General features: G+C 70.2%; 8 protein-coding genes. 6 read left to right on the top strand and 2 right to left on the bottom strand.

Annotated features, from left to right (window positions below; all coding sequences use genetic code 11):
- The first annotated feature begins 30 nt into the window (after positions 1 to 30).
- Positions 31 to 924, top strand: coding sequence for an oxygenase MpaB family protein (locus AB0M70_RS03170; protein WP_365815721.1), 894 nt, complete (start codon positions 31 to 33; stop codon positions 922 to 924).
- 90 nt (positions 925 to 1,014) lie between these two features.
- Here AB0M70_RS03170 and AB0M70_RS03165 read toward each other — a convergent pair whose 3' ends face one another.
- A complete protein-coding gene (locus tag AB0M70_RS03165; RefSeq protein WP_365815719.1) occupies positions 1,015 to 2,511 on the bottom strand; it encodes a M1 family metallopeptidase in 1,497 nt (498 codons plus the stop codon).
- Positions 2,512 to 2,728: 217 nt separating this feature from the next.
- Here AB0M70_RS03165 and AB0M70_RS03160 point away from each other — a divergent pair, with 217 nt between their 5' ends.
- The 5 genes from AB0M70_RS03160 (at position 2,729) to AB0M70_RS03140 (ending at position 10,816) form a co-directional block, all read left to right on the top strand.
- Positions 2,729 to 4,690 carry a Xaa-Pro dipeptidyl-peptidase gene (locus AB0M70_RS03160; protein ID WP_365815717.1) on the top strand — a complete coding sequence of 654 codons (1,962 nt, stop codon included), beginning with the start codon at positions 2,729 to 2,731 and terminating at the stop codon, positions 4,688 to 4,690.
- Positions 4,687 to 5,985, top strand: coding sequence for a M14 family metallocarboxypeptidase (locus tag AB0M70_RS03155; protein WP_365815715.1), 1,299 nt, complete (start codon positions 4,687 to 4,689; stop codon positions 5,983 to 5,985). Before AB0M70_RS03160 ends, AB0M70_RS03155 begins: the two co-directional genes overlap by 4 nt.
- 133 nt (positions 5,986 to 6,118) lie before the next feature.
- On the top strand, positions 6,119 to 7,783 hold the full coding sequence (locus AB0M70_RS03150) for a BCCT family transporter (RefSeq protein WP_365815713.1): 1,665 nt from the start codon (positions 6,119 to 6,121) through the stop codon (positions 7,781 to 7,783).
- Positions 7,784 to 8,035: 252 nt separating this feature from the next.
- Positions 8,036 to 9,067: an oxidoreductase gene (locus AB0M70_RS03145; protein ID WP_365815711.1), complete on the top strand. Its 1,032-nt coding sequence runs from the start codon at positions 8,036 to 8,038 to the stop codon at positions 9,065 to 9,067.
- A 105-nt stretch (positions 9,068 to 9,172) separates the two neighbouring features.
- Positions 9,173 to 10,816 (top strand): ABC-F family ATP-binding cassette domain-containing protein, encoded by a 1,644-nt coding sequence (locus AB0M70_RS03140; protein ID WP_365815709.1) that lies wholly within the window; start codon positions 9,173 to 9,175, stop codon positions 10,814 to 10,816.
- Positions 10,817 to 10,837: 21 nt separating this feature from the next.
- Here the strand turns inward: AB0M70_RS03140 and AB0M70_RS03135 are convergent, their stop codons facing one another.
- Positions 10,838 to 13,213 (bottom strand): Tex family protein, encoded by a 2,376-nt coding sequence (locus AB0M70_RS03135; RefSeq protein WP_365815707.1) that lies wholly within the window; start codon positions 13,211 to 13,213, stop codon positions 10,838 to 10,840.
- Positions 13,214 to 13,238: the final 25 nt, after the last annotated feature.

Here is a 13,238-nt window from a genome sequence, read left to right as displayed (position 1 = left end):
GCGGGCCCGCCGACCCCAGGGAGCCGTGTGATGCCGGACCGCCGCCAGACTCCCGAGCCACCCCCGCCCGGCGGCATCCTGTGGGACATCGCGGGCGACGTCCGCGCCCTGCTCGCCCTGCCCGCCGCGCTCACGATGCAGGTCGCGCACCCCGCGGTGGGCGCGGGCGTCGACACGTACTCCGTCTTCCGGACCGACCCCTGGGGGCGCGGCGAGCGGTCGCTGCGGTCGCTGCAGACCTGGGTGTACGGCGGCGAAAGCGCGGCCGAGGAAGGACGCAGGCTGCGTGACCTGCACAAACACATCCGGGGTACGGACGCGCACGGCCGTGACTACCACGCGCTGACGCCCGCTTACTACGCGTGGGTCCACGCCACCGGGTTCCCCGTCTACCACCACGCGCAGAAGTACCTGGGCCGCCCGTTCACCGAGGCGCAGGCGCGGCAGCTGTACGCGGAGTGGCTCCAGGTGGGCCGGATCCTCGGCATCCACGACCGGGACATGCCGCAGACGCTCGAGGAGTTCTGGCCGTACTACGCGAAGATCCTCGCCGATGAGCTGGAGCAGACCGAGGTGGTCCGCGATCTCGTCGCCACGGACCGTCCGGTGCCGCCACCGGACCGCGGCCCCTACCTTCTGCGGGTGGCGCTGCGCGTCCTGTGGCCGCTGCTGTTTCCGCCGCTGGCCCGCTTCCGCCGCTTCCTCACGATCGGCCTGATGCCGCCGGACGCGAGGTTGGCGATCGGCCTGCCGTGGACGGCCGCCCAGGAGCGGAGGCTGCGCCGCTTCGGCCGGGTCGTGCGGGCGGTGGTGCCGCGGCTGCCGGAACGACTGCGCTACTTGCCGATGGCTCGCAGGGCTCGGGCGCACCGGGCAAGAATCACCGGCTCCGCCGAGCTCGTCCTCAAACGCCGGACGGGCTGATATCCCACCCACCCGCCCTTCCCAGCGGATCGCTGCCGGGTGATCGAGTGGGTGGGCGGGAAAAATCCGCCGCGAAGCGGCGGCCCAGTATCAGTGACCGTGCCCGTGCACACCATTCGTCGCAGCAATGGACTTCCACGACTTCGGCGCAGCCGGAACCGCCGAGGACCGAGCGATCCCCGCCCCCCGCGCAGCAGGCGCGTCCGGCCGCGACGGCTGGAACAGCCACGCGTCGAAGAGCGAGGCCAGCGGCTTGCCGGACACCTTCTCCGCGTACTTCACGAAGTCACCCACCTTCGCGTTCCCATACGCATGCTCCTTCGGCCACCCCTTCAAGATCGCCGAGAAGGACTTCTCGCCGATCTCGTTGCGCAGCGCCTGCAGGGCCAGCGCCCCGCGGTCGTACACGGCGATGTCGAACTGGTTCTCCGGCCCCGGGTCACCGGGCTTGACCTTCCAGAACGGGTCGTCGGCGGGGTGCTGGGCGTACACGTAGTCGGCCAGCTCCTGCGCCGTGCCCTCACCCTCCTTCTCCGACCACAGCCACTGGCTGTACCGCGCGAAGCCCTCGTTGATCCAGATGTCCTTCCAGCCGTCGACGGACACGCTGTCGCCGTACCACTGGTGGGCCAGCTCATGGACCACGACGGACACGTTGGAGCCGTTCGCGAACTGCCTCGGGCTGTAGAACGGCCGCGTCTGCGTCTCCAGGGCGAAGCCGCTCGTCACGTTCGGGACGTAGCCGCCCAGGGCGTTGAAGGGGTACTTGCCGAAGACCGTCTCCAGCCACTCCGCCACCTCGACGGACCGCTCGATGCTCGCCCGCGCGGCGCCGGCGTTGTCGCCGAGGTCCTTGCTGTAGGCGTTCAGGACGGGCAGGCCGTCCGCGGTCTTGTCCGTCGTGATGTCGAACTTGCCGACGGCGAGCGTCGTCAGATAGCTGGCCTGCGGCTTGTTCGAGCGCCAGTTGAAGCGCGTCCAGCCGAGCCGCGAACTCTGCGACTGCAGGACGCCGTTGGAGATGGCCTGGGAACCGTCGGGCACGGAGACCGAGACGTCGTAGGTCGCCTTGTCGAGCGGGTGGTCGTTGGACGGGTACCACCAGGCGGCCGACTCCGGCTCCTGTGCGGCCACACCGCCGTCCGGCGTGCGGGCCCACGCCGTGAAGCCGTTGATCTTCACCTCGGACGGCTTGCCCGCGTAACGGACGACCACCGTGATCGGTGTGCCCTTGGGCAGGCCGGCCGCCGGAGTGATCTCCAGCTCCTGCTCGCCGGTCTTTTTGAAAGCGGCCTTCTTGCCGTTCACCCGCACCTCGCTGACCTTCAGGCCGAGGTCGAGGTTGAAGCGGGAAAGGGCCTGCGTCGTGGTGGCGTTGAGGGTGGCCGTGCCCTCGAGCAGGTCGGTCTTCGGCTGGTACTTCAGCCGCAGGTCGTAATGCGAGACGTCGTATCCGCCGTTGCCGCTGGCCGGGTAGTAGGGATCGCCGATACCCGGCGCCCCCGGGGTGAAGTCGGCCGCCGATGCCGGGATCGCCAGCAGCAAAGAGGCCGCGAGCGCGCCCGGGGCGATGAGTCTGCGGTGCACAAGAGCTCCAAGTCGTACGCGTCGTAGGGGGTGGTGGCAGGGGTTGATCCGTAGCCGTGTCCGACCTTATTGAGCCCCCAGGCCACGCGTCATGTCCATGGTCGCTGCTGTCACACGATCGCCATTCGGCCGACATGTGCCAAAACGCCCCACGAACCTGTCGTGCGTGTGTACGGCCCTCTGTCGCGCCGGAGTTGACCGGTGTACCTTCCGCGCCATGCCGATACGTGCGCGACGCACGCGCTTGATCCGGAGATCCCTGCCGCTGGCGGCCATCGCCGCCCTGCTGTCCACGCTCCTGACCCCGGGAGCCGCCCAAGGGGCGCCGAGCGCCCCACGTGAGAGCAAGCCCGTCTACTCGTACGAGAGCGCGATCCGCGAATCCGTCTGGGTCGACACGAAGATCGACGGCGACAGCGACGGGAAGACCGACCGGGTCGCCGTCGACATCGTCCGGCCCCGCGAACCGGCGCAGCACGGCCGGAAAATCCCCGTGATCATGGACGCCAGCCCGTACTACTCCTGCTGCGGGCGCGGCAACGAGAGCCAGAAGAAGACGTACGACGCGGACGGCAACCCCGTCCAGTTCCCGCTCTACTACGACAACTACTTCGTCCCCCGCGGCTACGGCTTCGTCGCCGTCGACCTCGCGGGCACGAACCGCTCCGACGGCTGCGTGGACGTGGGCGGCCGCTCCGACGTCCAGTCCGCCAAGGCCGTCGTCGACTGGCTGAACGGCCGGGCCCGCGGCTACACCACCCGCACCGGAGGCAAGAGCGCCAAGGCGTCCTGGTCGAACGGCGCCACCGGCATGATCGGCAAGAGCTACGACGGCACGGTCGCCAACGGCGTGGCCGCCACCGGAGTGCGAGGTCTCAAGACCATCGTGCCGATCGGCGCGATCTCCTCCTGGTACGACTACTACTTCGCCAAGGGCGCCCCGCTCTACGACAGCGGCCCCGAGTGGCTCTCGGACTACGTGGAGAGCCCCGAGGCGCGGGCCCGCTGCGGTGCCGTACAGAAGCGACTTGTCGACGAAGCACCCCGTACCGGTGACTGGACCCGGCTGTGGGGCGAACGCGACTACACCCCGGACGCCGACAAGGTGCGGGCCAGCGTCTTCGCCGTACACGGCATGCAGGACCTGAACGTCCGGATGAAGCACTTCGGCCAGTGGTGGGACGCACTCGCCGACGAGGGCGTCGACCGCAAGGTGTGGCTCAGCCAGACCGGTCACGTCGACCCCTTCGACTTTCGCCGAGGCGACTGGGTGCGCACCCTGCACCGCTGGTTCGACCACGAACTCCTCGGCTACGACAACGGCATCGACCGCGAGCCGATGGCCGACATCGAGCGCGCCCCCGGACAGTGGACCACCGACCGCGTCTGGCCCCCGCGCGCCACCGAGACCGTCAAGCTCCGCCCCGGCAAGGGGACTTCGCCCGGCGTCGGCACCCTCGGGACGCGTTCCGGCTCCGGCAGCGAGACCTTCACCGACGACCCGAAGCTGAGCGAGACCGACTGGGCCGCGCAGATCGACACCTCCACCCCGTCGAAGGCCGGTTTCGTCAGCCGCCCCCTCGGCAGCGACCTGCGTCTCTCCGGCTCCTCCGAGGTCATCGTCACCGCGACCCCGACGACCCGCACCGCCCACCTCTCCGCGGTCCTCGTCGACCTCGGCCCCGCCACCATCCGCGACTACGCGAGCGCCGGCGAGGGCATCACCACGCTTCCCGAACGCACCTGCTGGGGCCCGAGCACCGCCGGTGACAGCTCCTGCTTCAAGGAGACCAAGGCCAAGACCGCCGACGTCGAGCACACGATCTTCAGCCGCGGCTGGGCCGACCTCGGCAACTACGCGGACGACCACAAGGGCCGCCCCCTCACCCCGGGCAAGAAGCACACCATCACCCTCGACCTCGCCGCGAGCGACCACGTCGTACCGAAGGGCCACCGCCTCGCCCTGATCGTGGCGGGCACCGACAAGGACCTCATCGATCCCCCCGCCGACACCCCGACCCTCACCATCGACCTCGCCCGCACCTGGGCGAAGGTGCCGCTGGTCGGCGGCGCCGACGCGTTCCGCGCCACCGGTCCCGCCACCGACCGCGACTCCCGCCTCGACGGCGTGGCCCCGCCGCGTCCGTTCCGTCCCGTACCTGGAGGCAGCACTTCATGAGCCCCCGCACCGGCCGCACGCCCCGTGTCCGCACCCTGGTGCTCGCCTGCGCCACCGCCGCGCTCGCCGCGCCCCTCCTGACGGTGCCCGCGCAGGCGACGCCGACCCCGCCCCGCACCGGATTCGAGGAGTCCGACGGTGCGCGCTGGACCAGTCAGCCCGAGGAACAGAAGCTGCTCGCCACCGTCGACAAGGCGAGCGACCGGGTCTCGGTGTCCCGCATCGGCACCACCAAGCAGGACCGGCCCGTCCAACTGGTCCGCATCGGTGAACGCCCCACGAAGAGCACGGTGTTGCTGATCTGCAGCCAGCACGGCGACGAGCCGTCGGGCCGCGACGCCTGTCTGTCGACGATCCGCGACCTGGCGTACGCGAAGGACAAGAAGACCCGCACGTTCCTCTCGCGCACCACACTCCTCGTCATACCCACCGCCAACCCGGACGGCCGCGCCGCCGACACCCGCGGAAACTCCGACGGCGTCGACATCAACCGCGACCACATCTCCCTGCAGACCGCGGAGGCCCGCGCCATGGCCGCCGTCATCCGCGACAAAAAGCCCGACTCCATCTACGACCTGCACGAGTACGGCGCCACCCCGAAGTACTACGACAAAGACCTCTTCGACCTGTGGCCGCGCAACCTCAACACCGACGAGGCGGTGCACAAGGAGGCGCAGACGCTGTCCAAGGCGTACGTCAGGCCCGCCGCGGGCAAGGCGGGACATACGACGGGGACGTATGGAATCTGGACCGATCCGGTGACCGGGGAGCCCATCAAACAGACGGCGGGCGACGGTCAGGAACGCATCCTGCGCAACGTCTCCGGCATCAAGCACGCGGCAGGTCTGCTCATCGAGAGCCGCGTCGATCCGCTCACCGAAGCCGAGAAGAAGGACGAGGCGCTGAACAGCCGGCGCCGTGTCACCTCGCAACTCGCGGCGCTCGGCGGCCTGTTCAGCTACGCCGACGAGCGGCGCGGACAGCTGGAGGCGGCCACCGACGCGGCCCGCCTCGAAGGCTTCCGCGACCGCGGGCCCGTCTACGTAGGCGGCGCCGACAACGACCCCGCCGAGCCGGCCGAAGTGATCCAGGACCCGCCGTGCGGCTACCGGCTCGACGCGCAGCAGTTCGGCGACATCAAGGACGAACTCGCCCTGCACGGAGTAAAGGTCAGGAAGGACGGCAAGGGAGCCTACGTGCCGATGCGGCAGTCGGCGCGATCTCTCGTACCGTTGCTTCTCGACGAGCGCGCTGCCTACCACCTCGTCACCGGTTCGCCCGACACCAATTGTTGAGTGGTTGTTAGGTGCGTCACATGTGGTACTGGGTAGCGGACCACAGAGTTTGTACGAATGCGAAACCGTGAGAGGTGTACTTGTGACGCAAGAACAACAGAAAGCGGACGGCGGGGGAGGGGACGGACATCTGATGCACGCCGCTCACGGCGGCGCCCATCCCCAGACCGACCGCATCGTGTTCGGCGTGACCGCCGTTCTCACCCTGGCCTTCGTGGTCTGGGGCGCCGTGGCGACGGACTCGCTCGAGAGCGCCTCCACGAAAATGCTCAACGGCCTCATCCACAACGGTGGCTGGGCCTTCATGCTGGCGGCAAGCGGGTTCGTGGTCTTCGCGCTCTGGCTCGCCTGCAGCCGGTACGGAAAGATCACGCTCGGTGAGGAGGGCGAGGAGCCGGAGTTCCGCACCATCTCCTGGGTCGCGATGATGTTCAGCGCCGGCATGGGCATCGGCCTGATGTTCTACGGCGTGAGCGAGCCGCTCGCCCACTTCACCACGCCCCCGCCGGGCACGGATCCCGCCGACTCGGCGGCGAAGATGGAAACGGCGATGTCCACCACCCTCTTCCACTGGACGCTCCACCCGTGGGCGATCTACGCGGTCGTGGGTCTCGCCATCGCGTACAGCACCTTCCGGCGCAAGCGCAGGCAGACCATCAGCGCCGTCTTCACGCCGCTCATCGGCGAGAAGCGCGCGAACGGCGCTTGGGGCAGGGTCATCGACATCATCGCGATCTTCGCGACGCTCTTCGGATCCGCCGCGTCGCTCGGCCTCGGCGCCCTGCAGATCGGCAGCGGCTTCGAGGTGCTCGACTGGATGGACAACGCGGGCACGGGCCTGCTCGTCGCCATCATCGCCGTCCTCACGGTGGCCTTCGTGGCGTCCGCCATCTCCGGTGTGGAGAAGGGCGTGCAGTGGCTGTCGAACATCAACATGGTGCTCGCGCTGCTGCTCGTCGTGTTCGTCTTCATCGCGGGCCCGACCGTCATCGTCCTCGACCTGCTTCCGACCTCGATCGGCTCCTACCTCGGCGACCTGCCCCAGCTCATCGGGCGCACCGAGGCCTCGAGCGGCAAGGGCGTATCGGACTGGCTGGGCAGCTGGACGGTCTTCTACTGGGCCTGGTGGATCTCCTGGACGCCCTTCGTGGGCATGTTCATCGCCAGGATCAGCCGTGGGCGCACGATCCGGCAGTTCGTCGGCGGCGTCATCCTGGTGCCGAGCACCGTCAGCCTCATCTGGTTCGCCGTCTTCGGCGGATCGGCCATGAAGGTCAAGGAGAGCGGCGGTCTCGGCGGCGAGTCGACCCCCGAGGGCCAGCTCTTCGGCCTGCTGCACGAGTACCCGATCGCCACGGTGACGAGCCTGCTCGTGATGATCCTCGTCGGCATCTTCTTCGTGTCGGGTGCCGACGCGGCGTCCATCGTGATGGGCACGCTCTCGCAGAAGGGCGCGCTGGAACCCGGCAAGCTGGTGGTGGTCTTCTGGGGCGTCGTGACGGGAGCCGTGGCGGCGATCATGCTGCTCATCGGCGACGGGTCCGGCAACGCGCTCCAGGGCCTGCAGAATCTGACGATCCTGGTCGCCGCGCCCTTCACCCTGGTGATGATCGGGATGTGCGTGGCCCTGATGCGGGACCTGCGCCACGACCCGCTGATCGTCCGTGGTGAGCACGGCACGGAGGCCGTCGAGAAGGCCGTCATCGCGGGCCACGAGCAGTACGACGGCGACTTCGAGCTCCGCATCGGCCCGAGCGACAACGGCGACGAGGAGGAGAGTCCGGCCAAGTCGGTCTGACGTACCACCACTTTTCGCACCCCCTTCAGGAGGCGGCCGCTTCGTTCGCGAGGCGCGCCGCCTCCTGCGCGTCCTCACCCCTCGGCGCCGGCCGCGGAATGTCCAGCCGCGTCTCGCCGCGTACGCCATCGACCACGCGTACGGCCGGTCCGTGCCGCCCGGCGCACTGACCGGCGCCCCCTTCGTCCCGGGAACGTGGCGGAATACGTCATGCCGTGCTCACATCACCGCACAGATGGGGATACTCACCCTATGTCTGCCGAGTACGCGACCTTCGGTCTGGCACCGGCCATGCGCGCCGGTGGAGTCCTCGCCAACGGTGATTTCCAAGTGCACCGCGATTTCGTCGACTTCATCGTGAACGGGCGCCCGCTGCTGTTCCAGCTCTCCGACCTCGACGCCGTCTCCCCGCTCGCCTCCGACGTACCACCCGCGATCTTCACCCACCACGTACGCGGCCTCCTCCTGGAGACCCAGGCCCCCCTGCTCGACGACCGGCACGTCATCTACGGCTGCCCCGAGTGCGAGGGCCTGGACTGCGGAGCGGTCACCGCGGTCATCGAGCGGGCGCCGGACGGCACCGACACCTACGTATGGCGGGACTTCGCCTGGCAGACGGCCGACCGGGCCGATCTGGAGCTCAACGGCTACCACGGCATAGGGCCCTTCCGGTTCCGGGGAGCCGAATACCGGGAAGCGCTGGGGCAGTTGCTCACCGACGGCGAGCCGACGCCGCGCCGCAGGGTGCTCCTGATCGGCGCCCGTGTCGCCGTCCTCGCCAAGCTCGCGGCGGCGCTGCGCACGATCGGTGTCGGCGCCGAGATCGCGGCGGACGCGGCGGGCGTGCCACCGGACGAGCTGCGGACGTACGGGGCGGTGGCCTTCGGCCGTTCCGTTCCGGCGGCGACGCGCGACGGGGTACGTGCGGCGTTCGAAGGGGCGGGGCTCCGGGTCGCGTACGTCGACGGCCTCGCCCCGATCATCCCGCTCCTGGTCGCGCAGATAGAGCACGCCCTGGACCGCGGCCCGCTGGAGCTGCGGCGTCTGACGCGGCTCGCGGCGGCCGACGGCTCGGCGGACGTGGAGATCACCTCGACGTGCCGGGTCCAGCTGCTCGCCTACCGCCTGGACCGGCTCTCCCGCACCCAGGTCCATGCGGTCTTCGACGGCGTACTGGAGCCGGGCGAGCACCGCGTGCGGCTCGACGCCAAGGCGACGAAGGGAGAATCGTTCCTGGTGGCCCGAACGACGGACAGCGTCCTGACGGCGCCGATAGTGCGGTAGTGACGGGGCCCCGGGTGTGCCGGGCCGCCGGACAGGAACACGGCGCCGACCACGCGGATACTGCCGCGCGAGCCGACCTGCGCCTCGCCTAAACTCGACCCCCTGATGACCGCAACCCTCGTCGCCAAGAATCTCGCCGCCGGCCACGGCGACCGCTCCCTCTTCTCCGCCCTGGAGCTGGTCGTCGCCCCCGGCGACGTCATCGGCCTGGTCGGCGCCAACGGCGCCGGCAAGTCGACCCTCCTGCGCCTCCTCGCCGGCCTGGACACCCCGGAGACCGGCGAACTGCGCCTCGCCCCGGCCAGTGCCGCCGTGGGTCACCTGCCGCAGGAGCCCGACCGCCGCCCCGGCGAGACCATCCGCGCCTTCCTCGCCCGCCGCACCGGCGTCGACGAGGCCCAGCGGACCATGGACGAGGCCACCCAGGGCCTGGTCGACGGGACCCCCGGCGCCGACGACGCGTACGCCACCAGCCTGGAGCGCTGGCTGGCCCTCGGCGGCGCCGACCTGGACGAGCGGGCGGAGGAGGTCGCCGCCTCGCTCGGCCTCGACGTCAGCCTCGATCAGCCCATGACCTCGCTCTCCGGCGGCCAGGCCGCCCGCGCGGGCCTCGCCTCGCTGCTCCTGTCCCGCTACGACGTCTTCCTCCTGGACGAGCCGACCAACGACCTCGACCTCGCGGGCCTCGAACGCCTGGAGAGCTTCGTCCGCGGACTGCGCGCCGGCACGGTGGTCGTCAGCCACGACCGCGAGTTCCTCACCCGCACCGTCACCAAGGTCCTCGAACTCGACCTCGCCCAGCAGCAGGTCAACCTCTACGGCGGCGGCTACGAGGCGTATCTGGAGGAGCGTGACGTGGCGCGACGCCACGCCCGCGACGAGTTCGAGGAGTACGCCGACAAGAAGTCCGCCCTGGAGGGCCGCGCCCAGATGCAGCGCTCCTGGATGGACAAGGGCGTCAAGAACGCCCGCCGCAAGGCCGGGGACAACGACAAGCTCGGCAAGAACTTCCGCAGCGACTCCAGCGAGAAGCAGGCGGCGAAGGCACGCCAGACCCAGCGCATGATCGAAAGGCTCGACGTCGTCGAGGAGCCCCGCAAGGAGTGGGAGCTGCAGATGGAGATCGCGTCGGCGCCGCGCTCCGGCAGCGTCGTCGCCACCCTCCGCGACGCGGAGGTGCACCGCGGGCACTTCACGCTCGGCCCCGTGACGCTGCAGATCGACTGGGCGGACCGGGTGGCGATCACCGGCGCGAACGGCTCGGGCAAGTCGACCCTGCTCGGCACCCTGCTGACCCGCATCCCGACGGACGCGGGCCACGCGGCCCTCGGCTCGGGAGTGCTCGTCGGCGAGGTGGACCAGGCGCGTGCCCTGTTCCACGGCCCGGAGTCGCTCCTGGACGCGTTCTGCGCGGCCGTGCCCGACACCGAACCGGCCGAAGTCCGCACGCTGCTCGCCAAGTTCGGCCTGAAGGCGGCCCATGTCCTGCGCCCCGCGGCCACGCTCTCGCCGGGCGAGCGCACCCGGGCGGGTCTCGCGCTGCTCCAGGGCCGGGGCGTCAACCTCCTGGTCCTCGACGAACCGACGAACCACCTCGACCTGCCGGCCATCGAACAGCTGGAGTCCGCCCTCGAGGCGTACGAGGGCACGCTGCTCCTGGTGACCCACGACCGCAGGATGCTGGACGCCGTCCGGGTCACGCGCCGTCTGGAGGTGGCGGAGGGCAAGGTGACCGAGCTGTCACCCTGACCTCCGCCGACTCTCCCCGGATCAGCGCTGCTTGGGGTTCAGGAGCCCGGCCCTGCGCAGTGCGTCCGCCATCGCGTCATTGGCCGGCGGCGGGCCCTGCCGCTCCTTGCGCTGGCCCTGTCCGCCGCCCTGCTGCCGCGGGGGCCGCTGCCCCCGCGGCTGCGGCGGACGTCCGCCCCGCTTCGGCTGCTCCCCGCCGGGGGCGGCCGCCTCGTCGTCCAGGCGCAGCGTCAGCGAGATCCGCTTGCGCGGGATGTCGACGTCCATGACCTTCACCTTGACGATGTCGCCCGGCTTCACCACGTCGCGCGGATCTTTGACGAACGTCTTGGACATCGCGGAGACATGGACGAGCCCGTCCTGGTGGACGCCGATGTCCACGAAGGCGCCGAACGCCGCCACGTTCGTGACGACACCCTCCAGGACCATCCCGGACGCGAGGTCGGAGATCTTCTCGACGCCGTCCTTGAAGGTCGCCGTCTTGAAGGCGGGGCGCGGGTCGCGGCCCGGCTTCTCCAGCTCCTTCAGGATGTCGCTGACGGTGGGCAGACCGAAGGACTCGTCCACGAACTCGTCCGCCCGCAGGGAGCGCAGCGTCGCCGTGTCGCCGATGAGCGAGGCGACCTCGCCGCCCGTCTTCTTCGCCATCTTGCGCACCACCGGATACGCCTCGGGGTGCACGCTGGACGCGTCGAGCGGGTCGTCGCCGCCGCGGATGCGCAGGAAGCCCGCGCACTGCTCGTACGCCTTGGGGCCGAGCCGTGCCACGTCCTTGAGGCCCTTGCGGGAGGAGAAGGGGCCGTTCGTGTCGCGGTGCGTCACGATGTTCTCGGCGAGGCCCGCGCCGATGCCGGAGACCCGGGCGAGCAGCGGGGCGGAGGCCGTGTTCACGTCCACCCCGACGCCGTTCACACAGTCCTCGACGACCGCGTCGAGCGAGCGGGACAGCTTCACCTCGGAGAGGTCGTGCTGGTACTGACCGACGCCGATGGACTTCGGGTCGATCTTCACCAGCTCGGCGAGCGGGTCCTGCAGGCGCCGGGCGATGGACACGGCGCCGCGCAGCGACACGTCCATGTCGGGCAGCTCCTGCGAGGCGAAGGCCGACGCGGAGTACACCGAGGCGCCCGCCTCGGAGACCATCACCTTCGTGAGGTTCAACTCCGGGTGCTTCGCGATGAGTTCACCGGCGAGCTTGTCCGTCTCGCGGGACGCCGTGCCGTTGCCGATCGCGATCAGGTCGACCGCGTGCTCCTTGGCGAGCTTCGCGAGCGTGGCCAGGGACTGGTCCCACTTGTTCGCCGGGACGTGCGGGTTGATGAAGTCCGTCGCGACGACCTTGCCGGTCGCGTCGACCACGGCGACCTTCACGCCCGTACGGAAACCGGGGTCGAGCCCCAGCGTCGCGCGCGTGCCCGCGGGTGCGGCGAGCAGCAGGTCGCGCAGGTTCGACGCGAAGACCCGGACGGCCTCGTCCTCGGCGGCCGTGCGCAGGCGCAGGCGCAGGTCGATCCCCAGGTGCACCAGGATGCGGGTCCGCCAGGACCAGCGCACCGTGTCCTGCAGCCACTTGTCGGCAGGGCGGCCGCGGTCCACGACGCCGAAGCGGTGGGCGACCATTCCCTCGTACGACGACGGGCCCTCCGTGGGCTCCTCCGGTTCGAGGACGAGGTCGAGCACGTCCTCCTTCTCGCCGCGCAGCATCGCGAGGACGCGGTGCGAGGGGAGCTCCTTGAAGGGCTCCGCGAAGTCGAAGTAGTCGGCGAACTTCGCGCCCGCCTCTTCCTTGCCCGCACGGACCTTCGCGACGAGGCGGCCGCGCACCCACATGCGCTCGCGCAGCTCGCCGATCAGGTCGGCGTCCTCGGAGAACCGCTCGGCGAGAATGGCGCGGGCACCGTCCAGTGCGGCCTGCGGCTCGGCGACGCCCTTGTCGGCGTCCACGAAGGCCGAGGCAGCGGCGAGCGGGTCCACCGACGGGTCGCCGAGCAGGCCGTCCGCCAGCGGTTCGAGGCCTGCCTCGCGGGCGATCTGCGCCTTCGTGCGGCGCTTCGGCTTGAACGGCAGGTAGATGTCCTCGAGGCGCGCCTTGGTGTCCGCCGCGCGGATCTGCCCCTCGAGATCGTCCGTGAGCTTGCCCTGCTCGCGGACCGATTCGAGGATCGCGGCGCGCCGCTCCTCGAGCTCCCGCAGATAACGCAGCCGCTCCTCGAGCGTGCGCAGCTGCGCGTCGTCGAGCATCTCGGTCGCTTCCTTGCGGTAGCGAGCGATGAAGGGCACCGTCGAGCCGCCGTCGAGCAGGTCGACGGCGGCCTTCACCTGCCGCTCCCGTACGCCGAGTTCTTCGGCGATCCTGCCTTCGATCGATGCTGGAGTGGACGTCTGCAGAGGTGCCACGTTTCCCGCCTTCTCACTGGGGTTG

The sequence above is a fragment of the Streptomyces sp. NPDC051214 genome (assembly GCF_040682375.1).
GTDB lineage: Bacteria > Actinomycetota > Actinomycetes > Streptomycetales > Streptomycetaceae > Streptomyces.
This window is presented reverse-complemented; position numbering and strand designations above follow the sequence as displayed.